The sequence below is a fragment of the Glycomyces amatae genome, from assembly GCF_020991375.1.
Taxonomy (GTDB): domain Bacteria; phylum Actinomycetota; class Actinomycetes; order Mycobacteriales; family Micromonosporaceae; genus Glycomyces; species Glycomyces amatae.
The window spans coordinates 84676-107201 of the sequence record NZ_JAJLQZ010000005.1; the positions used below are offsets into that span (position 1 = coordinate 84676).

The 22526-nt window shown below is 70.1% G+C and carries 21 protein-coding genes and 1 pseudogene; 14 read left to right on the top strand and 8 right to left on the bottom strand.

Features of this window, described 5'->3' with window-relative positions; all coding sequences use genetic code 11:
• Positions 1–38: 38 nt before the first annotated feature.
• The 4 genes from LO763_RS29710 to nadA form a co-directional block, all read right to left on the bottom strand.
• Positions 39–1118 (bottom strand): WG repeat-containing protein, encoded by a 1080-nt coding sequence (locus tag LO763_RS29710; RefSeq protein WP_230601763.1) that lies wholly within the window; start codon positions 1116–1118, stop codon positions 39–41.
• Between the two features lie 140 nt (positions 1119–1258).
• A complete protein-coding gene (locus LO763_RS09640; protein WP_230601764.1) occupies positions 1259–1876 on the bottom strand; it encodes a DUF3043 domain-containing protein in 618 nt (205 codons plus the stop codon).
• A gap of 102 nt (positions 1877–1978) precedes the next feature.
• Positions 1979–3310, bottom strand: coding sequence for a UDP-N-acetylglucosamine 1-carboxyvinyltransferase (gene murA / locus LO763_RS09645; RefSeq protein ID WP_369431959.1), 1332 nt, complete (start codon positions 3308–3310; stop codon positions 1979–1981).
• A gap of 298 nt (positions 3311–3608) precedes the next feature.
• The gene (gene nadA / locus LO763_RS09650; RefSeq protein WP_230601766.1) at positions 3609–4775 is read right to left on the bottom strand and encodes a quinolinate synthase NadA; all 1167 of its coding nucleotides are present in this window, start codon (positions 4773–4775) and stop codon (positions 3609–3611) included.
• A gap of 326 nt (positions 4776–5101) precedes the next feature.
• Here nadA and LO763_RS09655 point away from each other — a divergent pair, with 326 nt between their 5' ends.
• The 9 genes from LO763_RS09655 (at position 5102) to LO763_RS09695 (ending at position 15666) form a co-directional block, all read left to right on the top strand.
• Positions 5102–6205, top strand: a complete 1104-nt coding sequence (locus LO763_RS09655) for a glycerate kinase family protein (protein ID WP_230601767.1) — start codon at positions 5102–5104, stop codon at positions 6203–6205.
• Between the two features lie 220 nt (positions 6206–6425).
• Positions 6426–6794 (top strand): iron-sulfur cluster insertion protein ErpA, encoded by a 369-nt coding sequence (gene erpA, locus LO763_RS09660; protein WP_230601768.1) that lies wholly within the window; start codon positions 6426–6428, stop codon positions 6792–6794.
• A gap of 244 nt (positions 6795–7038) precedes the next feature.
• Positions 7039–7743 carry a carbohydrate kinase family protein gene (locus LO763_RS09665; RefSeq protein ID WP_230601769.1) on the top strand — a complete coding sequence of 235 codons (705 nt, stop codon included), beginning with the start codon at positions 7039–7041 and terminating at the stop codon, positions 7741–7743.
• 210 nt (positions 7744–7953) lie between these two features.
• Positions 7954–9615: a peptide ABC transporter substrate-binding protein gene (locus tag LO763_RS09670; RefSeq protein WP_230602050.1), complete on the top strand. Its 1662-nt coding sequence runs from the start codon at positions 7954–7956 to the stop codon at positions 9613–9615.
• 78 nt (positions 9616–9693) lie between these two features.
• Positions 9694–10704 carry an ABC transporter permease gene (locus LO763_RS09675; protein ID WP_230601770.1) on the top strand — a complete coding sequence of 337 codons (1011 nt, stop codon included), beginning with the start codon at positions 9694–9696 and terminating at the stop codon, positions 10702–10704.
• On the top strand, positions 10697–11617 hold the full coding sequence (locus LO763_RS09680; protein ID WP_230601771.1) for an ABC transporter permease: 921 nt from the start codon (positions 10697–10699) through the stop codon (positions 11615–11617). The genes LO763_RS09675 and LO763_RS09680 overlap by 8 nt, the downstream gene beginning before the upstream one ends.
• Before the next feature lie 4 nt (positions 11618–11621).
• A complete protein-coding gene (locus LO763_RS09685) occupies positions 11622–12659 on the top strand; it encodes an ABC transporter ATP-binding protein (protein ID WP_230601772.1) in 1038 nt (345 codons plus the stop codon).
• Positions 12649–13686, top strand: coding sequence for an ABC transporter ATP-binding protein (locus LO763_RS09690; RefSeq protein WP_255672127.1), 1038 nt, complete (start codon positions 12649–12651; stop codon positions 13684–13686). The genes LO763_RS09685 and LO763_RS09690 overlap by 11 nt, the downstream gene beginning before the upstream one ends.
• Positions 13687–14010: 324 nt before the next feature.
• Positions 14011–15666, top strand: coding sequence for an AbeC-like domain-containing protein (locus LO763_RS09695; RefSeq protein ID WP_230601773.1), 1656 nt, complete (start codon positions 14011–14013; stop codon positions 15664–15666).
• A gap of 234 nt (positions 15667–15900) precedes the next feature.
• Here the strand turns inward: LO763_RS09695 and LO763_RS09700 are convergent, their stop codons facing one another.
• Positions 15901–16338: a MarR family winged helix-turn-helix transcriptional regulator gene (locus LO763_RS09700; protein WP_230601774.1), complete on the bottom strand. Its 438-nt coding sequence runs from the start codon at positions 16336–16338 to the stop codon at positions 15901–15903.
• A gap of 195 nt (positions 16339–16533) precedes the next feature.
• On the opposite strand from LO763_RS09700, the gene LO763_RS09705 reads away from it, so the two are divergent.
• The 3 genes and pseudogenes from LO763_RS09705 to LO763_RS09715 form a co-directional block, all read left to right on the top strand.
• Positions 16534–16803: a hypothetical protein gene (locus LO763_RS09705; RefSeq protein ID WP_230601775.1), complete on the top strand. Its 270-nt coding sequence runs from the start codon at positions 16534–16536 to the stop codon at positions 16801–16803.
• Positions 16804–17452: 649 nt separating this feature from the next.
• Positions 17453–17737 (top strand): serine aminopeptidase domain-containing protein, encoded by a 285-nt coding sequence (locus tag LO763_RS09710; protein WP_230601776.1) that lies wholly within the window; start codon positions 17453–17455, stop codon positions 17735–17737.
• Positions 17738–17787: 50 nt separating this feature from the next.
• Positions 17788–17880: pseudogene (locus LO763_RS09715) on the top strand (IS5/IS1182 family transposase); the annotation flags it as partial.
• A gap of 129 nt (positions 17881–18009) precedes the next feature.
• Here the strand turns inward: LO763_RS09715 and LO763_RS09720 are convergent.
• On the bottom strand, positions 18010–18888 hold the full coding sequence (locus tag LO763_RS09720; protein WP_230601777.1) for an SDR family NAD(P)-dependent oxidoreductase: 879 nt from the start codon (positions 18886–18888) through the stop codon (positions 18010–18012).
• Positions 18889–18999: 111 nt separating this feature from the next.
• On the opposite strand from LO763_RS09720, the gene LO763_RS09725 reads away from it, so the two are divergent.
• The gene (locus tag LO763_RS09725) at positions 19000–19422 is read left to right on the top strand and encodes a winged helix-turn-helix transcriptional regulator (RefSeq protein ID WP_369431960.1); all 423 of its coding nucleotides are present in this window, start codon (positions 19000–19002) and stop codon (positions 19420–19422) included.
• Positions 19423–19536: 114 nt separating this feature from the next.
• Here LO763_RS09725 and LO763_RS09730 read toward each other — a convergent pair whose 3' ends face one another.
• The gene (locus LO763_RS09730; protein WP_230601779.1) at positions 19537–19860 is read right to left on the bottom strand and encodes a hypothetical protein; all 324 of its coding nucleotides are present in this window, start codon (positions 19858–19860) and stop codon (positions 19537–19539) included.
• A gap of 581 nt (positions 19861–20441) precedes the next feature.
• A complete protein-coding gene (locus tag LO763_RS09735) occupies positions 20442–21314 on the bottom strand; it encodes an SDR family NAD(P)-dependent oxidoreductase (protein ID WP_230601780.1) in 873 nt (290 codons plus the stop codon).
• Positions 21315–21402: 88 nt separating this feature from the next.
• Here LO763_RS09735 and LO763_RS09740 point away from each other — a divergent pair, with 88 nt between their 5' ends.
• The gene (locus LO763_RS09740; RefSeq protein ID WP_230601781.1) at positions 21403–21984 is read left to right on the top strand and encodes a TetR family transcriptional regulator; all 582 of its coding nucleotides are present in this window, start codon (positions 21403–21405) and stop codon (positions 21982–21984) included.
• Positions 21985–22526: the final 542 nt, after the last annotated feature.

The window sequence follows — 22526 nt, forward strand, 5'->3', positions numbered from 1 at the left end:
TCTCAGGCTATCGAGGAACGCGGGCGCGCCGTGTACCGCTAGAGGGGCCCGTCGTCGATCGAGACGACCGCGTCGAGGGTCCGCAGCGCCTCGGCGCGCTCGGTCCTGGCGGGCACGACCTCGCCCCCGTCCAGGCCCAGGGCGCCCCAGGAGTACCCGTCGGTGACCAGGAACCCGGCCGGGTGGACCTCGACCCGCTGGTAGCGCGGCGGCACCACCACGCGTCCGGACTTGTGCACCACCAGCACCCGCCCGCGCTGCGCCGCGACGGCCACGCCGTTGACGAAGCCGGTGACGGTGCGCCCGTCGGCGGTCGGCGTCTCCATGGCGCCGTAGAGCATCGGGACCACCACGGTGCCGTTGCGGTCGATCGCGCCCCAGTCGGCCTGGCACACGGCCGCGACGCCGCCGCGGAAGTCCCCGGCCTGGCTGAACGCGGCCTGCACCACGGGCCGCCCGTTCGGCCCCAGGTAGCCCCAGCGGCCCGTCTGCGAGTCCTGGAACCGCTCGGGGGCGGGGTGCCCGGCGCGCTCGGGCCAGCCGCGCGGCGGCGGCCCGAACCCGGCCTTGGCGGCGCGCTCCTCGATGAGCCCCAGCGCGGTCTCGACGATCTGCATGACGAACCCGTGCGGGTTCTGCTCGGAGGCGCGCTGGACGTGGATGAGCGACTCGGTGATGCGGCCCTGGGCGATGCACGACAGCCCGGCGTAGGCGCGGACCGCGCCGGTGAGCGTGCGGGGAAGCTCCCCGGCCTCGGCGAGGGCGAACAGCTGGTCGGCCTCCTCGTAGCGGCCGCGCACGCGCAGGACCTGGCCGAGGCGGGCCCGGGCCGGGGCCAGGAGGAGGTCGGCGCCGACGGCCTCGGCGTACTTGACCGCGGCGGCGGCGTCCACTTCGGCCCCGTCGAAGTCGCCGAGGACGCGCAGGACGACCGCGCGGACCCCGAGCAGCCGCGACTGGTCGGCCTCGGCGGCGTGCCGGGCCAGGCGCAGCGTGGACTCCTCGCGGATCTGCTGGAGGGCGACGGTGTCGGCGATCGCGTGGCGCATGGTGGCGCGATCGAGGGGGCCGAGGGCGCGGAACAGCCCCGCCCGCAAGTCCGCCGCGACATCCACCACGTTGGCTACTTTCCGGGGTCAGAGAGGATTACGACAATTCGAGGGTAAGCCATCGGTGACCCGGGAGTGAGGGCAGAACGATCTCGGGCCTGATCGGCTGGTGAGAGGTGAGGCGGGTCGGGGCGGGCGGCCCCGACCCGCTACTTGACGACCTTGCCGAGGTCGTCCTCCGTGGCCTTGTAGCTCATGCGGGCGCGCGGGTTGCGCATCGAGCGGGGCATGATGCTCCGCTGGATCGCGTACCAGTACAGGCCGCCCTTGCGCTGCTCCGTCTTGGGGAAGCGCTTGAAGACCAGGCGCTTGACGCGCCGCGACAGGAGGATCGACTCGACGACGATGACCGCGGTGAGGGCCAGCAGCCCGATGAACAGGTAGCTCTGGAGCTGGGCCGAGCCCGAGGTGGAGAAGATGAGGATCGCGAACGCGCCGAACATGTAGTACTGCCCGACCGACCAGCGGGAGTCGACGATGTCGCGCACCAGCAGGCGCTCGGGCCCGCGGTCGCGCGCGAGGTGGTACTTGTCGAAGAGCGGGTCGCCCTTCCACTGGCCCTCGGCGATGCGGGCGCGCTCGTTGCGGAGGTCCTCCTTGGCCTGCCGCTTCTGCTCCTTGGTCAGCGGGCCGGACTTCTTGAGCGCCTCCCGCTTCTCCTTGTTCGACATGGGCGGGTTGGCCGGGGGACGGGCCTTGGCCTGGCTGGGCCGCTTGGGGGTGGCCTTCCCCTTCTTGCCGGTCGCGGCGACGGGCTTGGGCTCCACCGTGCCACTCGGTGCGGTGGCAGGTGCTGCCTGGGCGGACTTCTTCGCCACGGACGATCGGCCTTCCTCAACTCGCTACGGGCTGCTGTCCTCCAAGCATACCTACGTGTGCTTCGCGCTCGGACGCTCGATCTTGGCGCCCAGCCCGAGGAGCTTCTCCTCGAAGTTCTCGTAGCCGCGGGTGATGTAGCGGTCGACGCCGTAGACGCGCGAGGTGCCCTCGGCGGCCATGGCGGCGATGAGGTGGCTGAACCCGGCGCGCAGGTCGGGGATCTGGAGGTCGGCGGCGTGCAGCTTCGAGGGCCCGGCGATGACGGCCGAGTGCAGGAAGTTGCGCCGTCCCCAGCGGCACGGCGTGCCGCCGAGGCAGTCGGAGTACAGCTCGATGTTCGCGCCCATGCCGCGCAGCTCGCGGGTGTAGCCGAAGCGGTTCTCGTACACGGTCTCGTGCATGATCGACAGGCCGTCGGCCTGCGTGAGCGCGACCACGATCGGCTGCTGCCAGTCGGTCATGAGGCCCGGGTGGACGTCGGTCTCGAGCGCGACGGGCTTGAGCGCGGTGCCCGGGTGCCAGAACCGGATGCCGCCCTCGTTCGGGTCGTCGTCGACCTCGTAGGCCCCGCCGATGGAGCGGAAGACGTTGAGGAAGGTCATCATGTCGGCCTGCTGGGCGCCGCGCACGAACACGCTGCCCTCGGTCGCCAGCGCCGCCGAGGCCCACGAGGCGGCCTCGATGCGGTCGGGGAGCGCCCGGTGCCGGTAGCCCTTGAGCTCGTCGACGCCGACGATCTCGATGACCCGGTTGGTGTGGACCTTGATGATCGCGCCCATCTTCTGGAGGACGCAGATGAGGTCGATGATCTCCGGCTCGATCGCGGCGTTGCGCAGCTCGGTGGTGCCCTTGGCCATGACGGCGGTGAGCAGGACCTGCTCGGTGGCGCCGACCGAGGGGAACTCGAGCTCGTAGCGGATGCCGTGGAGGCCGTTGGGGGCCGACAGGTGCGTGCCGGCGGCGTCCTTCTCGACGACCGCGCCGAACTGGCGGAGCGCGTCGAGGTGGAAGTCGATGGGGCGGCCGCCGATGTTGCACCCGCCGAGGTCGGGGATGAAGGCGCGGCCGAGGCGGTGCAGCAGCGGGCCGCACAGGAGGATCGGGATGCGGCTGGTGCCGGCGTGGACGTTGATCTCCTCGACGCCGGCGGACTCGACCGAGGTCGGGTCCATGTAGAGGGTGTCGCCGTCGAGCTCGACGTCGACGCCGTGGACGCGCAGGAGGCCGGTGACGACCTCGACGTCGCGGATGGCGGGGACGGAGCGCAGGACCGAGGGGGAGGTGCCCAGGAGGGCCGCCACCATCGCCTTGGAGACGAGGTTCTTCGCGCCGCGGACGGTGACCTCGCCTTCCAGGGGGGTGCCGCCGTGAATGATCAGCATGTCGTTGGAAGACACAGTTTCGGGGGTGGCGTCGGTGCTGCTCAACAGGTCTCCTCGATGGGTGGAGTTCTGGGAAGGAAGCCGGGAACCGGGAGTGGAACCCGAGGTGTCCGGCCGGTGCCGTCCAGGGCGCGTTCTCGCTCCGCGGACCAACGATAACGGAATAGCCACAAGGAAAACGCCCAGGTAGCGGCATAACTTACGGTGATCATGCGCACGACGCGATCGCGCAACCGAATATCGCGGGAAGCCGTGTGGGGACCGCAGATCGTATAGGATCTGCGGTCCCTTGTTCGGCTTACGGCAGCGCCAGCATCCGGTCGAGCGCCTCGCGCGCGTACGCGGCGGTCGCGGCGTCCACGGTGATCGTGTTCGGCACGCGGCCGGCCACCAGTTCCTCCAGCGCCCACACCAGGTGCGGCAGGTCGATCCGGTTCATCGTCGAGCAGTAGCAGACCGTCTTGTCCAGGAACGAGATCTTCTTGTCCGGGAAGCGGTTCGCCAGGCGCCGCACCAGGTTCAGCTCGGTGCCGATGGCCCACGACGAGCCGGGCTCGGCCGCCTCCAGCTTCTTGATGATGTACTCGGTCGACCCCACGTAGTCCGCGGCCTCGACCACCTCGTGCTTGCACTCGGGGTGGACCAGGATGTTGACCTCGGGGTCGAGGCGGCGCATGTCCTCCACGCACTCCAGCGTGAAGCGCCCGTGTACCGAGCAGTGGCCCTTCCACAGGATGATCTTGGCGTTCCGCAGCTCCTCGTCGGTGAGGCCGCCGTTCGGCTTGTGCGGGTTGTAGAGCACGCAGTCCTCGAGCGCGTAGCCCATCTCGCGCACCATCGTGTTGCGGCCCAGGTGCTGGTCGGGCAGGAACAGGACCTTCTCGCCCTGCGCGTAGGCCCACCGCAGGGCCCGCTCGGCGTTGGACGAGGTGCAGACCAGGCCGCCCTCGCGCCCGACGAAGCCCTTGATCGCGGCCGTGGAGTTCATGTACGTGACCGGGACGGTGACGTCGCTGACGCCGACCCGCTGGAGGTCCTCCCAGCACTGCTCGACCTGCGAGGCGGTCGCCATGTCGGCCATGGAGCAGCCCGCGGCCATGTCGGGCAGGATCACGCGCTGGTGGTCGCCGGTGAGGATGTCGGCGCTCTCGGCCATGAAGTGCACGCCGCAGAAGAGGATGTACTCGGCGTCGGGGCGCGCCGCCGCCTGCTGGGCGAGCTTGAACGAGTCGCCGGTGACGTCGGCGAACTGGATCACCTCGTCGCGCTGGTAGTGGTGGCCGAGGACGAACACGTTGCCGCCCAGGGCCTCCTTCGCGGCGCGGGCGCGCTCGACCAGGTCGGGGTCGGAGGGCGCGGGCAGCTCGCCGGGGCAGTCGACGCCGCGTTCGGCGCCCGCGTCGGTGCCGCGCCCGAGGAGGAGCAGCGCGGTCTGGGTGCTAGCAGGTTCATTGAAGCCCGTCATACGGGCCATCCTAATCCGTCCCGAGCGCTTCTCGGCTTCTCAGAACTCCCGCAAGAGCCCCGTCACCCCGACCGCCTCGGGCCTGGCGCGCCGCGCCGCCGGACCGCGGGCCCGCTCCTCGGGGCGCCGCTCAGACCCCGGCCCCGGTCCCCGGGTCGTTGTCGTACCCCGCGGGCACCATCGAAGCCGGGGCGGCCGCGCGCGACACACCCGGCCCCGGGGGCGCCGCCCCGCCCTGGCGGCCGCCGGCCCGTTCCGCCAGGGGCCCGGACCCACCATCGGCAAGCGATTACCTCTCGTCTTCGCCCATCCATTACCCTCGTGGTGTGCGCATCCTCATAGCTCCCGACAAGTTCGCCGGCACCATGAGCGCCGCCGAAGCCGCCGACGCCATCAGCGACGGCTGGCGCCGCGCCAGGCCCGGCGACACCGCCGTCACCCTCCCCCTCGCCGACGGCGGCCCCGGCTTCATCGACGTCCTCGACCGCGCCCTGCCCGGCGCGACCCGCCGCACCGTCGACGTCCTCGACCCGCTCGGGCGCCCCGTCGAAGCCGACTACCTGCGCGAAGGCGACACCGCCTACGTCGAGTCGGCCGCCGCCTGCGGCCTCCACCTCCTCGACCCCGCCGAACGCGACCCGCTCCGCGCCACCAGCTACGGCCTCGGCCTCCTCCTCTCCCACGCGATCGAGGACGGCGCCCGCCGCCTCGTGGTCGGCCTCGGCGGCTCGGCCACCAACGACGCCGGGGCCGGGATGCTCACCGCCCTCGGCTGCGTCTTCCGCGACGCCGCCGGCGAGCCCCTCCCGTACGGCGGCGCCGGCCTGGCCCTCGCCCACTCGGTCGAATGGCACCCGCGCACGCGCGGCGTCGAGTTCGTCGCCGCCTCCGATGTCGACTCCCCGCTCCTGGGTCCCCAGGGCGCCACCCACGTCTTCGGCCCGCAGAAGGGCGCCGACCCCCGCCGGGTCGCGCTCCTCGAGCAGGCCCTCGGGCACTTCGCCGAGGTCGTCGAGGAGCAGGTGGCGATGCCCGGCGCGGCGAGCGAGCCCGGCGCCGGCGCGGCCGGCGGCCTCGGCTTCGCGCTCTTCCTCCTTGGCGGCCGCCGCGAGTCCGGCGCCCGCCTGACCTGCGACGCCGTCGGTCTGGACGCCGAGATCGCCGCCGCCGACCTCGTCGTCTCGGGCGAGGGCTCCTTCGACTCCCAGAGCCTGCGCGGCAAGCTCGCCGCCGAGGTCGCCTCCGGCGCCGCCGCCCACGGCACGCCGTGCCTCGTCATGGCCGGCCGCTCCGACCTCGCCTCCCACCCCGACCTCGCCGGGGTCCACTCCGTCGCCGAACTGGTCGGCGGCCCCGAGGCCGCCATGGCCGCGCCGGTCGAGGGCCTCACCGCCCTGGCCGAGAAGGTGGCGGGGGAGTGGCGGGAATAGGTACCGTCGGACACGGAAGCGGATCACGCGTCATCCGCCTGTGACGGCGGGCCCGGCCAGTGTTCTACATCCCGATCGCTTCGCGCAGGGAATAGCGACGCGCCTGATCCGGTTGGGTACTGTTGACGGGTCGAGGCGACCCGTTCGACCGACCATTCGACTGAGCCGTTCGAGACTGAGCCATTCGATCAGGATCTCGCATTTATCAGAGGAGTTGCTAGTGAGCGCCACTCAGCAGGCCGAGGACGTCAAGGACAACGCCAAAGTCGGCGTCGTGCTCACGGACGCTGCGGCCGCCAAGGTCAAAGCCCTGATCGAGCAGGAAGGCGAGGAAGGCCTCCGCCTGCGCGTCGAGGTCAGCCCCGGCGGCTGCTCCGGCCTGCGCTACGGCCTGTACTTCGACACCGACACGCGCGACGGCGACGTCATCCAGGACTACGAGGGCTTCGGCGTCGTGGTCGACAAGATGAGCGTCCCCTACCTCATCGGCGCGAACATCGACTTCGCCGACCGCATCGACGCCCAGGGCTTCACCATCGACAACCCGAACGCCCAGGGCTCCTGCGCCTGCGGCGACTCGTTCCACTAGGCCCGTCCACGCGGGCCCGCCGGGTTCGCGGACGACCTTCGCCGGCCCGGCCGGGCGGCCCGTCGCGGTCCGCCCCGCCGGGCCGCGCCGTACCCGGCCCACATTGGCCCGTGCTACGGTTACCGCTCGCCCGGCTCCCGCCGATAGGCGTCCAATCCCCGCAGCTCATCGCTGCTTCATTGCGGGCCAACGGCAACCGCCGTTCCCAACGCATCTCGTCCCTGACTGAACGAGGACCTTTGCTGTGGCACTCGTAGTGCAAGGCATGAAGACCGCCGTCACCGGCACCGACGCCGACTCGATCGGCCACGGCCTCGGCCGACTGGGCCAGGCCCCGGTGGTGGTCGACGGCGACGAGCTCGACCTCATCGAGGTCATGGAGCGCGGCGGCACCCTCGGCCTGGTCCACATCGGGCCGGGCGAGGCCAAGGCCATGCACGCCTACGCCGACCAGTGCCGCGACCTCGGCCTGGAGTTCAGCGCCGACCCCGGCGACCTGGAGGGCGAGGAGGCCGTCGAGTTCCTTACCGGCGCGAAGTTCCTCGTCACCAGCCAGGACCGGTACCACCTGCTCCAGGCCACCACGGGCCTGAGCGACCACGAGCTCCTCGAGCGGGTCCGCGTCCGCGTGACCACACTGGACCAGGACGGCGTCGAGATCGCCGGCCACGACGTGGACCGCATCCGGGTGCCCTCCGCGCGCGCCCGCGAGGTCATCGACCCCGCCGGCGGCCGCGAGGCCTTCGCGGCCGGGCTCCTGGCCGGGCTCGGCTGGGGGATGGGGCTGCGGCGCGCCGCCGAGGTCGGCGGCCTGCTGACCGCGATCGCGTCCGAGACGGTCGGCCCGCAGGGCTACGCGATCAACCCGGTGGAGTTCGTGCAGCGGCTGGAGCAGTCCTACGGCCCCGCCGCGGCGGCCGAGGCCTCGGCGTACCTGTTGCCCGATTGATCCTGCCACCGGACTTGACCCGTAATGGAAGCCCTTGCCCCGCAATGGGTCTTACGGCACCGATGGGGCTGAAATATGCGCCCGCCAAGGTCTCCGCCTGCCGTCCGACAGGTAACGATTTCACAACGCACTCTTTCTTTTAGTTGTGTTGTGCGACATGGTGTGAGTTATCCCACGAACCACTCACACCCTGGAGCATCAGTGCGACGAATGCGAATGACGGCTGCGGCGATCGCCGCAGCCGGCATGGTGGTCACCACCGCGGCCTGTGCCGGAGACGAGAGCGACGTCGACGGCGAGGGCGGCGGCGACGCGATCATCAACATGCAGATCGGCGAAGTCCGCAGCCTCGTCCCCGGCGGCTCGGGCGAGTCCGAGGGCTACCGGATCATCAAGAACGTCTACGACGGCCTGGTCTACTACAACATCGACACCGGCGAGCCGGAGAACCTGGCGGCCGAGGAGATCACCTCCGAGGACAACCAGACCTGGACGATCAAGATCAAGGAAGGCCTGACCTTCCACAACGGCGAGCCGGTGAACGCCGACGCGTTCATCCGCTCCTGGGACCGCACCGCCTACGCGCCGAACGTGCTGCCGCTCAACTACTTCTTCGCGACCTTCGAGGGCCACGCGGAGATGAACCCCGACCCGCTGCCCGAGGACCAGTGGGCCGACCCCGAGGTGCCCGAGTACGCCCCCGTGGACGTCACCCACCTCTCCGGCGTCACCGCCGTCGACGACCTGACCATCGAGGTCAAGCTCACCGCGCCGTTCATCGGCTTCCCGACCATGCTCGGCTACGAGGCCTTCTACCCGATCGCCCAGGAGTGCCTGGACGACCTGGAAGCCTGCGAGAAGAAGCCGATCGGCAACGGCCCCTTCATGTTCGAAGAGGAGTACGACATCGAGGCGGGCGGCACCGCCGTCGCCTGGGAGGACTACGCGGGCGGCAAGAAGCCCTCGATCGACGGCGTGCGGTGGCACGTCTACCTCGAAGGCGACGACTGCTGGGCCGACTTCCAGACCGGCGACATCGACGTCTGCAGCCCCGCCGCGGCCGACTACGAGGCCGCGATGAACGACCCGGAGCTCGCCGAGCGCCTCATCCAGGAGCCGGACCCGAGCATCCTCATGCTGGCCTTCCCGCTCTACGACGAGAAGTACCAGAGCGTCGAGCTGCGCCGGGCCATCTCGATGGCCATCGACCGCGAGGGCGTCGCGAACGTCGTCGGCCCCGAGCGCTTCCAGCCCCTCGACGAGTGGGTCCCCGCCTCGATCCTCGGCGGCGGCACCAACTCGTGCGGCGAGTACTGCACCTACGACCCCGACGGGGCGAAGGACCTGCTCGCGCAGGCCGGCGGCTGGCCCGAGGGCGAGAAGCTGCGCATCTGGGTCAACGACGCCAGTGACAACCTGGACGTCTTCCGCGCCATCGGCGACTCCATCAGCGAGAGCCTCGGCATCGAGTACGAGCTGGTCCCGATGGAGTGGACCGAGTTCCTGACCGCCCGCGAGGGCCACTCGCTCGACGGCCCGTTCCGCTCCGGCTGGGGCCCCGACTACAACCTGAACGAGAACTTCCTGGAGCCGATCTACGGCGGCGGGTCCTCGGTCAACGACCAGGGCTGGGAGAACGCCGACTACGACGCCAAGATCGCCGAGGCCGGCGCCGCCGCGACCCTCGACGAGGCGGTGGCGCTCTACGCCGAGGCCGAGGCGATCCTCGCCGCGGACATGCCGAGCGTCCCGGTCTTCGGCCAGCAGTACAACTACTTCTACACCGACCGGCTCGACAACGTCCAGGTCCACCCGATCTACGCCGGACCGCGCGGCGACTGCGAGCTGCGCGACGTCGTGATCACCGAGTAGCAGTGCCCGCATAACCCGACGACTCCCGGGCGGGCCGGCCGCGCGCCGGCCCGCCCGGGAATCTAGAACTGGAAAAATATGGGACGCTATGTCATCCGCCGTCTTCTCCAGGCACTCCTGACACTCGGGATCGTGCTGTTCCTGCTGCACTACCTGATGGCCCTGTCCGTCCAGATCAGAGGGAACCCCGCGCTGCTGTTCTTCGGCGGCGACCGCGCCCCCGACCCGGCCATGCTGGAGCAGGTCGAGCGCCTCTACGGCCTCGACAGCCCCTGCTACGAGCGGGTCGGCGACCCGTGCCTGCTGCCGTTCGTCGACCGCCTCCAGGGCTTCGCCCAGGGCGACCTGGGCACCACCCTCAATGGCAACCGGGACGTCGCGCAGCTCCTGTCGGTCTACATCCCGAACACCCTGCGGCTCTTCGTCTTCTCGGTCATCACGCTCGTGGTGGTCTCGATGCTGCTGGGCACCTGGGCCGCCCGCCACCGCGGCAGGTTCATCGACCACACCGTGCGCGGCACCACGATCCTCGCCGACTCGGTCCCGGTGTTCCTCATCCTCCTGACCTACGTCTACATCGCGGCGGTGCCGCTGACCCGCTGGGCCCGAGGCATATGGGGCTCCGAGTCCTTCATGGGGCAGGTCTTCAGACCCAACTACAACCCCGACTATCCATGGACGACGATCATCATCCCGGGCATCATCGTCGGCACCGTCGGGCTCGCGACCATGACCCGCCTGATCCGCGCCTCCCAGCTGGAGAACCTCGGCTCCGACTTCGTGCGGACCGCCCGGGCCAAGGGGCTCAAGCCCATGCGGATCACGATCGTGCACGTCATCCGCAACTCGATGATCCCGATCATCACCGGCGTCGGCTTCCTGTTCGCGTTCATGCTCTCCGGGGCCGTCCTCACCGAGGGCGTCATGGGCATCCCGGGCATGGGCCGCATGATCTTCCAGGCGGTGCAGCGCCAGGAGGGCAACCTCGTCATCGTCGGGCTCACCGTCTCGGCGTTCGTGGTGGTCTTCGTGAGCCTGGTCGTCGACCTCCTCTACGCCGCACTCGACCCGAGGATCCGCTATGAGTGAGCTGACCGCGCCCGTACCCGCCGCCGAACGGCAGGCCTCGCTCTGGTCGGACGCCCTCCGCACCATGATCAGGCGCCCCGATGTCATCATCGCCGGCCTGGTGCTGCTGCTGGTGTTCACGATGGCCGCGTTCCCGGGGCTGTTCACCGACAAGGACCCGACGGTGTGCCGCGGCCGCGAGGCCAAGCTGCGCCCCGACACCTGGTTCACCGGCGACCATCCACTGGGGACTGACGCGTTCGGCTGCGACTTCGCCGCCACGCTCGTGCACGGCACCCGGCCCACGATCGTCCTGGCGCTCACCGTCATCATCGTCTCGGTAGCCGTCGGGCTGGTCCTGGGCATCTACGCCGGCTACTACGGCGGCTGGCTCGACACCCTGATCTCCCGGGCCCTCGACGTGTTCATCGTCATCCCGATGCTCATGGGCGCCATCCTCATCCTGAGCCTGTTCCGGGGCCGCGTCTCGGCCGACACCCTGTTCGAGACGATCGCCGCGCCGGCGCTCGCGCTCTCGCTGTTCGGGTGGATGGAGTTCTGCCGCTACACCAGGGCGGCCACATTGGAGACGAAGAACCTCGACTACGTGGTCGCGGCCAAGTGCCTCGGCGCCTCGGACCGGCGCATCATGTTCAAGCACATCCTGCCGAACGCGATCGTCCCGGTCACGGCCGTCGTCCCCACCACCATCGGCGGCATCATCGTCACCGAGGCGGCCCTGGCGGTCCTCGGCATCGGCGTCCAGCCGCCGGCGACCAGCTGGGGCGTGCTGCTGTCCAAGGGCACCGAGTGGGCCGGCGGCGGGTACGTGTACCTGTTCGCGTGGCCGCTGGGACTGCTCGTCCTGACCGTGTTCGCGTTCGCGACCTTCGGCGACGCGCTGCGCGACGCCCTCGACCCGAAACTGAGGTGAACCGGTGGCAGAGACCATCCGCGTCATCGGCGACACCCTCCCCGGCGCCGACCTGAACGCACCGCTGCTCGAAGTGGACGACCTCCGCGTCGAGTTCCAAGTGCGCGGCAAGCGCGTCCCCGCCGTGCGGGGCGCGAGCTTCACGCTCGAGCGGGGCCGCACGCTCGCCGTCGTCGGCGAGTCCGGCTCGGGCAAGTCCGTGACCTCCCAGGCGGTCATGGGCATCCTCGACACCCCGCCGGGGCACATCACCGGCGGGGCGGTGCGCCTGCACGGCGTCGACCTCCTCGACAAGGACGAGGAGACCCGCAGGACCATCCGCGGCAACCACATCGCGATCGTCTTCCAGGACGCCCTCTCGGCCCTCAACCCGCTGTGGTCGGTCGGGTTCCAGATCGGCGAGCTGTTCCGCGTCCACCGCGGCACCGGCCGCAAGGAGGCGAGGCGGAGGGCGGTCGAACTCCTCGACCTCGTCGGCATCCCCGACGCCGCCAACCGCGTCGGGGACTACCCGCACCAGTTCTCCGGCGGCATGCGCCAGCGCGTGATGATCGCGATGGCGCTCGCCCTGGACCCCGAGGTCCTCATCGCCGACGAGCCCACCACGGCGCTCGACGTGACGGTGCAGGCCCAGATCATGCGGCTGCTCAAGCGGATCCAGGCCGAGCGGAACATGGGCCTGATCCTCATCACGCACGACCTCGGCGTGGTCGCCGACGTCGCCGACGACGTCGCGGTCATGTACGCCGGGGAGGTGGTCGAGCGCGCGGGCATCCGCGAGGTGTTCAAGCGCCCGGCCCACCCGTACACGAAGGCGCTGCTGCGGGCGATCCCGCGCGTGGACGCCGTCGGCCGGGAGCTGGAGGTCATCGGCGGGCTGCCGCCGAACCCGGCCTCGCTGCCGAGCGGGTGCCCGTTCCATCCGCGCTGCTTCGCCGCCGAGGACAAGTGCGCCGCCGAGGTGCCGCCCTGGCTGGAGCCGGCCGAGAACCACGGCAGCCGCTGCCACTTCGCCCAGGAGGTCTACACCGATGAACGCTGAACTGGGGCAGGCGAACGCGGCCGAGCCGGTGCTGGAGGCGAAGGACCTCGTCAAGCACTTCCCGATCCACCGCGGGATCGTCGTGAAGCGCACGGTCGGCCACGTGCAGGCCGTCGACGGGGTCGACCTCCAGCTCCATGCGGGCAAGACCCTCGGGGTCGTGGGGGAGTCGGGCTGCGGCAAGTCCACGCTCGCGAAGCTCCTCGTCGGCCTCGAGACGCCCACTTCCGGGTCGATCAAGTTGCAGGGCAAGGAGATCGGCAACCTCTCGCAGCGCAGGATCAGGCCGTTCCGGCGGGACGTCCAGCTGGTGTTCCAGGACCCGTACACCTCGCTCAACCCGCGGCTGACCGTGGGCGACATCGTGGGCGAGCCCTTCGAGATCCACCCTGACGTGATCCCGAAGGGCAACCGCGCCAAGGAGGTCAAGGAGCTGCTGGACATGGTCGGGCTCAGCCCCGACCACATCAACCGCTACCCGCACCAGTTCTCGGGCGGGCAGCGCCAGCGCATCGGGATCGCCCGGGCCCTGGCGCTGCGCCCGCAGGTGCTGGTGTGCGACGAGCCGGTATCGGCCCTGGACGTGTCGATCCAGGGGCAGGTGATCAACCTGCTGGAGCGGCTCCAGGACGAGCTGGGTCTCGCGTACGTGTTCATCGCGCACGACCTGTCGGTGGTGCGGCACATCGCCGACGAGGTCGCGGTGATGTACCTGGGGAAGGTGGTGGAGCGGGGCACGGGCCGGGAGATCTACGACCATCCGCGGCATCCGTACACGCAGGCGCTGCTGTCGGCGGTGCCGGTGCCGGACCCGGAGCTGCGCGGCCACCGCGAGGAGATCGTGCTGCAGGGCGACGTGCCCTCCCCGATCAACCCGCCGTCGGGCTGCCGGTTCAGGACCCGCTGCTGGAAGGCCACGGAGCACTGCGCCGAGGAGGTCCCCACGCTCGAGGTGGGCGACAAGGGCACGCATCCGACGGCCTGCTTCTACGCCGAGGAGAGGGACGTCACGCACGCCGTGAAGTGACGAGCGAGTGAACCCGAAGGGCGCCCTCTTTGCCCGAAGAGGGCGCTTTTCGTTTCGTTATATGTGAACGCGCTCTCTCGGCTTGACAACTTTTCACGACCCTCTTACTGTCTACCTCTCTCGCCAGAAATTGTCTTGCCGACAATATACGGGTCGGTAACGTCACGGCGAGTATCGGATTGGAGCGGAGGGGGCGATCGATCGTCCACTTCGCACTCACTTCTCGATGTTGGAGACGACGCATGACAGCGAACCACACCACCTTCGGCGGGGCCGCAGGCCACGGTGCACCGCAGCTGCGAGGCCGGTAGCCGGACTTCGCAGATGACCACCCACAACCCGCCCTCCCCGCAGTTCAGGCTGGCGGGGCCGGCCGAGGCCCGCGGGAACCTCACCACCTGGCACGTGTGCGTTCGCACGTACCTGGACCCCGACCTCCGGGACTTCGTCCTCAACGACGTCTACGAGCCCCTGGGGAAGCCGCTCGCCCCCGACCCGGCCATCGACTCGATGCTCGTGGTGGGCCACGGCAAGCGCGCGCGAATGATCAACTTCGGCGTCATGATGACGCTGGTCGCGCTCGCCGCGGTCCTCCTCTCCCTCGAGTCCCCGCTGAACCGGGTGCTCCTGGCCGGCTGCTTCCTGCTCTGGCTGTCGCTGGCGGGCATCGCCCACCGGCCCTCGGCCGCGCCCTCGCTGAGGATGGAGAGCTACACGGCCGCGGCGTACCTCCTCAACCCGCTGCTGTTCAAGTGGCTCTTCTGGGGAGCGGTCGCGTCGCTCGCGTTCGGAACGGTCGCCGGTCTCGCCTCCGGCAACACCCTGTGGTGGCGCGTCCCTCTCGAACTCACGGCGCTCGGGCTGGTCAGCGCCGCAGGCGGGCTCATCCGGGCCGGATGCATCGCGGCGATCCCGAAGCAGAAGCAGCCGAGGGGCATCCGCGGTCCTCGCCACAGGCGGATGGCGTCGAGCCAGGACGCCGAGGTGGTGACCTACAGCGGGAACAAGCTGGCCCTCGTCGGATTCGGCGAGATCGGCGCGCTCCGCCAGATCCCCGTGCCGCTGGCGGCGCCGAGGGGCGCCTCCTCGCCCGAGGAGATCGACCTGGAACTGGTGATGAAGGAGTTGTGGGCGCAGACCGAGGCGCTGGCCGTGAAGCCGGAGGAAGGGGAGGAGGCGCCTCGCGGGCTCGCCTTGCTGACGGTGTTCAACCAGGTGTTCGTCAAGGACTCGGCGACCCGTGAACCCGTCTCGCTCATCGAGGAGCTCAACATTCGCGGGCGGGGGTACGAGTCGTTCTCGGAGATCCTGAAGGATCGGGTGCTCTCGGTCAGGCCCTACCTGCGCATCCAAGTCATCCAAGGGGAAGGCGAACTCGTCACGAACCTGTTCGTTCGCGTCGAGCAGCGGGCCGGCGTGCTGGTGGTCGAGTTGGTGCCCTGCCGCCTGCTGCCGACGCTGGAGTGCTTCAAGCTGTTCGAGACGGGCGATCTCCGGCGGGCCCCGTTCATGTGCCGCGCCGGGGCCGTGGGGTTCGGGACCATGCCCCTGGCCGTGTTCCAGGCGCCGTTCAGCGCGGGCAAGACCCTGGGGCGGTGGTCGATGCGCGGGAAGCGCCGGTTCGACCAGTGGTGGGAGTTGCAGCCCGGAGGGCGCGCGACGAACGCCGGCATCCGGCAGGAGAGCTCCGGGAAGCCGGAGAACAGCCCCAACGAGGCGGCGGACGCCGCGTTCATGGAGCTCGTCCTGGTGCACCACTGCCTGAAGACCTTGCGCGACTACTTGAGGGGGAAGATCGACGTGGGACCGCTGGAGGCCGCGATGGGGATCGCGCCCGGCCGGCCGGAGTACCAGATCGTCAACAACGGGGGGAGCGTCTCGATCGGGACGGTGGGAGCCAATGGCCAGACCATCGCGGGTGCGATCGGCAGTGGCAGCAAGGGCTTCGTGGGCAAGTTGAAAGAGCTGCTCAAGCCCTGAACCGGCGAGGGGAGTCGCGGTTCGGGAAGCGCTTGAGAAGGAGCGGGAGAGACGGTCCGACGAAGAAGCGGCCCCGCGAACGCGGGGCCGCCTGAAGCGTCGCCGGGGGACCGGAGCGTCAGCCCGCGGTGTGGAGCAGGGCCGAGAAGTCCTCAGGAGACAGGTCGAACACGGGGGACTCCGCGGAGAGTTCGGAGTCCCGCAGGTGGAAGCCGTCCTCGGCGCCGTTCGGGCTCATGCGCTCGGGGATGCGTGGTCGGCGTCTGTGTCGACGATTTCGGCGAGGGCGGTAGTGATCGATTGGACGCGTTCGGGTCCGGTGATCGCGCCCCAGTGGGCTTGGAGGTCGGCGAAGAAGGCTTCGCCGGTCTCGGCGGCGTGGATTCCTCGTTCGGCGTAGACGACGACGCGTCCCCGCCTGTCATCGGGGTCGGGGATGCGGCGGATGTAGCCGCGCTGCTCCAGGTGGCCCACCAGCTCGCTCATGGCCTGCGGTGTGATCCCGGCCCGGCGGGCGAGCAGGGTGGGGCGGGTGCCGTCGCAGTCCATGAGCCGCAGGACGTTCAGCACGTGGGTGGGGCGCAGATCGTCGTAGCCTGCCGCCACGAGATGGCGGTGGAGCCCGTCGATGACCAGGTCGAAGGCCTGAATGACCAGTTGCGGCGCCAGCATCGCACGCGGACTTGCGTTTACTTCGGGCACCTTATAACCTCTCCTTCTAAGGTTTCCTGAATATTTGCAGTCTAGCGGAACGGACCACATGCAGCACCGCAGTCGCCCCGGGCCGATCGCCCGCCCCACGGCCGCAGGCCCTCCGGTACCGGCCGGAGCCGACCCCCACGCGCAGCGAGCACCAGGAGCACCGCAATGACCTGGCGCAGTGCCGCACGAGTGATCGTCGGCCTCGTCCTGATGCTCCTCGGTCTGCTGTGGGCACTTCAGGGCGCCGATCTGGTGCGGATCGAGCCGATCCTGTGCGTTGCCGACTGCGAGCCGGTCACCGGCGGCTCGACCGGATGGCTGATCGCCGGCGTCGCGAGCGCATTGATCGGGCTGACCGTGGCCGCAGCGCCATGGCGACGACGCCGAGGCGGCCGCCGCGGGACGCGTCCGCAGCCCAGTCTCGGGCGCCCTTGATGTCGGGCACGTTCCCCGCCGTCGTGAGGGTCGCGAGCGGGGTACCGGCCGAGTCGCAGGCGATGTGGTGCTTCGAGCCGGCCCGGCCGTGGTCCACCGGCGAAGGACCGGTCCCCTCGCCTCTTTCCGGCCCGAACATGGGAGCCGTCAAGACCGACCGCGGGCCAGTCAATTGCCCCGAGCGCACGGAGTTCGGAGAGCAAACACTGATGCAAGGCCTCCCAGGCGCCCGTCTGGCGCCAATGGCGAAAGCGCCGCCAGCAGGCGACGCCCGATCCGAAGCCGAGCTCGGGAGGAAGATGCCTTCAGCCGATGCCGGTGCACAACGCCAATAGGACGCCCTGCATGCACTTGCGGTCACTGAGCGGAACCGGACCGCGCCAGGCCGATGCGCCGGCGGCGGCCCCCACGCCGCCTACGCCGGGGCGCTCGAACGGCTCCGCAAGGGCGGCAAGCCCAAAGACCTCGCGTTCATCGAGGTGATCGGCCCCGACGCCACGGCCTGGAGCGTCGCGGAGTACTCCCGGTTCAACCAGCTCGCGGTCATGTCCGACCCCCTCACCCTGGCCACCATGAAGACCGTCGTCATGCGCTCGCTCTGGTCCGACCCCAGGGCACCCTCGCCGGCATCCCCCGCCACATCAAGTCCATGGGCTTCGCCGAACAGGTCGGCCCCGAGGCCATGGTGATCGACGAGTACACCGAAGGGACCGTCTTCGACCTGCCGTTCTTCATCTTCCAAGGCGACCAGGACGCCATCACCCCGCCCGAACCCGCCCGTCGCTTCTACGAGTCGGTCACGGCCCCGCACAAGGAGTTCGCCCTCATCGCAGACGCCAGCCACTTCGCCGCCTACCGCCGCCCCGAGCAGTTCCTCGACCTCCTGCTCACCAAGGTCCTCCCCGCCGTCGAACCCGCACGCCAGCAGCACTGAGGCCGACGCCCAGGACCCGAGCACCGACCGCTCTCCGGGCCTTCGACATAAGAGAACGGCCCTGGGCACCCTCCTGGCCCGACCGGGTCCTGCTCGTGACCGCCTACTGGCGGACCGACCCGACCCTCCGACAGCTCGCACCACGACCGCCGGTGTCGGCCGAGCCGGGTCGAGGTCTCGATGCCGTGCTGCGCGATCCGGTCGGTGATATCGGACCGGGCACGGTGCTCCTTGTCGCTCAGGGGATTTCGTGACTGCTGCGCCTGCGCTGGTTATTCGGCTCCCGGTGCGGGAGGAATCGTGTCGAGCAGCGCCCTGGTCGCCTCGGCGAGTCGTTCGGCGTCGGCGGGGTCGAGCGTTCGCAGCGTCAGAGGCAGGGAGGTGCCGCGGTCGATCGCCACGAGGGGGACCGGCGGTGGGCTGTCGATGAACCCGTGAACGGGTGCGATGGACTGCTCGACCGGGCGCGCGGCCACCTTGGCCGCTGCGCGGATGAACAGGCGGGCCGCCGTCGGCAAGGGGCTGAGGTCGCCGCTCTTGGTGAAGCCGGGATGGTAGAGGACGTATCGGATGGGGTTGTGCGGCTGGGCGGCGTAGGCGACGCCGAGCAGGTCGTTGGCGCGGCCGGCCTGGAGCTGGGCGCCGATCGTGCTGTATTTGCGCTCGAGCTGGAGGTCGCCCCAGGAAACCGCGCCCTTGGTCATGCCGACGCCGGCGACGTTGACGATCACCGGGGCCCGGCTGCGGCGCAGCTGCGGCGAGAGTCCATGGCTGAGCAGGTAGCGGCTGAGGTAGTACAGCGCGAAGGTGCGTTCGAGCCCTTCCGGGGTCGTGGCGCGCTTGGGCGATTGCCGGTTCGCGAACAGGCACAGGGCGTCGATGGCCTCATGGCGTGCGCCGATCTGGCGGATCGCCTGTCGTGTGGCCGCGACGCTGGACAGGTCGGCCTGGAGGAACCGCACCCGGTCGGCGACGCCGATTCGGTCGGCCTCGTCGATCAGGTGCCGCCCTTTGGCGGGATTGCTGCCGAGTGCGACGACCCGGTCGCCGCGTTCGGCACGGGCGAGGGCCAGAGCGCGCCCCATCCCGTCGGTGCCGCCGCTGATGACGATCACGGCGGGCTTGCGAGTGTTCGGTTCCTGGACAGGCATGTGCGACTTCCTCAGGCAGTTACTTTCAGTAAGCACTACTATCTTCAGTAACCGCATTCGAGCGCGCAAGGAGGCACTTTGCAGTCTGATGCGCACATGCATGTGCCTTCCATGGTCAGCGCGCCCCTGCCCGACCCGGTGCCGGCCGAGGAATACGAACAGTGCCCGGTCACCGACGTCCTTCGCCGGGTCGGCGACAAATGGTCGGTCCTGGTGGTCGTGCTGCTGGGCAGGCGCCCGCATCGCTTCAACGAGCTCCACCGCGGGATCGCGACCATCAGCCAACGCATGCTGACCCGCACGCTCCGCGGGCTGGAGACCGACGGCCTGGTCCATCGCGAGGTGTTCCCCACCAATCCGCCCAGCGTCGAGTACCGTCTCACACGGCTCGGACAGAGCCTGCTCGTACCGCTGTCGGCCCTCGCCGACTGGGCCGTGGAGCACCGAACCGAGATCGCGGCCGCGCGATCGGCGCACGCCCTCGACCGCGAACATGACATCACGGCCATCGCAAAAGATGAACAAGCAACGTGATTATCGAAAAGGCATCATATCGGTCACCGACTCAACTCGCCCATGCCCTGCATGTTGCCGTCGAGGATCCCGAGGCCTCCGCCTCGGGGCCCTCGACGCGTCGCGGGAGCGGCGTCACTCGATTCCGAGCCACAGTTCGTAGACGACGCGGTTGTTGCGTTCCGCCGTCCGGCACTGATAGAGATAGCCTTCGTCCTCGTACACCTCGCCTTTCGTCAGGCAGTCGATGCGGCGGACGAAGAAGTCCTCGTAGAACCAGTGCACCTGGGCCGTGTATTCGCCGGTGACGGACGAGGACGTCTCGGCCCGGTCGGCGCCGGGGGCTGCCGAAGCGGTGCCGGCGACGGCGACTCCCGCGAGGGACGCCGCCATAGCGAGTCCGGCGAGCGTCGCCGAGACCCTTCGGATGTTGCCTTTGAGGAGACTGTTGAGGGACATCGTGTTCCTTCCGCCGCAATCGTCGTGCAATCCGTTTCCCCCGGAGGAGGACCGAGTTCGGGACTCGGCCGACCGCCCGGGGCGGGACGACCGAGAAGGGTCGTCGCCACAGCGATCAGTCTGGCGGCGGGGGCGCGGCCGGAACAAGGCCGGACACCGGCAAGACAGGGGCAGGACGGGGAGACCCGCTCGAACCGCTCTTGCGCGCCAGCGGCCTGTGCCAGGGTGAACCATATGGGGGCGGCGCCGGGGATCAGATCGACGCCGATGATCGCCACGGGCAATACGACCGCGATGACGCGCAGGCGCCCGTAAGCGGATCGGGATCCTCGTGCCGCTGCGGTGGTCAGCAGTGGACAATCCCGGCGCCGGCGAGGCTCAGCGGTGAGCGGATCCACTCGAATGAGGTGGTCGCATGCCCGGTGGCCCAGACTCCGGCGACCGCGGCCAGAGCGGCGGCGCCCCTCGCTCCGACTGGCGCACGAGGCGGTCGAACCGGCGGCACGAGTCCGGAGGAGGGCTCTGTCCAAGACTGCTGCGAGGCCGTCTGCGCCTTTGCCGCACCGGTGGCGACCGGTCTTCTAGTCGGCGAGTTGCCCGCACAGCGCCCAGATCGTGTCGCGGGTGCGTTCGTCGAGCACGGCGTCGGGCCATGGGGTGGCCCGCGACCGGGTGTTGAAGTAGGTCTGGTGGACGCCCTCGACGTGCGGGCTGGCGGCGAGGTGGACGCTGGATCGCGATGCCTTGACCACCGCCCGGTGTCCGTACAGGACGGGCATCGCGAGCCGCAGGAGCGGCACGATCGGCCGCGCCGGCGCCGGGTAGGCCCCGGTCGTCAGGCTCTGGTTCATCGAGGTGTAGGCGTGGCCCGGATAGGCCACGTTGAGGGTCACCCCGGTGCCGGTCAGGTGCTCGGCGAAGGTGTAGCTCATGGCCATCAGCGCCAGCTTGGTCTGGTTGTAGTGCGACAGGCCCACGAAGGCCCGCTCGCCTTGCAGGTTGTCCACGTCGATCCGCCCGCGCGGCACGCCCCCGGTGATGTTGACGACCCGGGCCGCTCGCGCGCGGGCGAGCGCCGGTCGCAGGAGCCGGGTGAGGGTGTACGGCGCGATGACGTTGGCGGCGAAGGTGGTCTCGACGCCGTCCTCGGTCAGTTCCCGCCGCTCCATGGTCACGCCGGCGTTGTTGACGAGCACGTCGAGCGTGTCGTGGCGGGCGGTGACGGCTTCGGCGAGCCGGTGCAGGTCGCCGCGGCGGGTCACATCGGCGGTGAGGGCGCTGATCTCGTCGTTGCCGGTGTCGGTGCGGAGTTCGGCGGCGGCCGCCCGGGCGCGGTCGGCGTCGCGCCCGACGAGCACGACGCGCGCGCCCAGCCGCGCCAGTCCTCGTGCGGTCTCCTTGCCGATGCCGCCGGTGCTGCCGGTCACTAGGACGGTCTTGCCGTGCAGGGTCATGAGTCGCCTCCTTGCGTCGGGTCTTCCTCGACTTTACGACATTCAATGAAACTTGTGACACCTGGTGTCATGAAGTAGACTGGAGTGCATGCCAGAGGGACTTCGGGAGCGGACGCGCCGAGCCGTGCGCGCCGAACTGGCCGCGATCGCACTGGACCTGTTCGCCGAGCGCGGGTTCGAGGACACGACCGTCGAGGAGATCGCCCGCGCGGCCGGGCTCACCAAGCGGAGCTTCTTCCGGTACTTCCCGGCCAAGGAGGACGCGGTCTTCGAAGGCATCGACGTCACCGGCGACCAGGTCGTCCGGGACCTCCTGGCGCGACCGGCCGACGAGGCCCCCTGGCAGTCGCTGCGCGCCGTGCTCTCGGAATCGGAGCGGCAGATCCACGCCTCCGGCCAGGCGGTGGCCGGCCTCAAGCTGATCGAGTCGACGCCGTCGCTGCGCGCCCGCGTCCACGAGAAGCGGTCCCGGTGGCGCCAGCAGGTCAGCCGAGCCCTGCGCGACCGGCCCGGCGCCGACCTCGACGCGTTCACCGCAGACCTGCTCACCAACGCCGCCACCGCCGCACTGGACACCGCGTCGCAGGCATGGCTGCGCTCCGACGGCACCGCCGACCGCGCCGCGCTGCTCGACCGCGCCTTCGACCTCCTGCAGCCGACGACGGCCTGACCCACGCCCCCTCACCACTCCAGTTCCCGCGGACTCCCGCGGCCAAAGCCCTGAACCGGCGACGGGACGAGCCTTAGGAGGGCGCCATGCACTTCGCGATCGAACTGTTCCTCGACGAGCAAGCCGATCGCCGGGTCAGGCGGATCTGGGCCGCCCTCGACCGGGAAGGCGTTCGATCCCTCGGCCCGGCTGCTCGACCTGCACAGAGAGGTCGACCGGGCGATCGAGCCCATCGTGGACGGCGTCTGGCCCTACTACCGGCCCGGCGCCCTCCTGCCGCACTGCACTCTCGCGATGAAGGTCGCCGAGCCGGGCAGGGCGCTCGAGATCGCGGCGGGCTTCGAGCTCCCGATCATGGCGCGGGTCGCAAGCGCCCACCTCGTTGCGGTGCCGGGAGGACGGCTAGCGGCACGGTTGGACGCCGAGGCGTGAGGCGTCGAGGACGGCATCCCGAACAGCCCGAGCGCGAACGCCCGTTTTCCGACCGCGTCACGGCGTAACCGGTGACTCCGGCATTCGCCCGCGCCCCGGGCTCCGCGCGC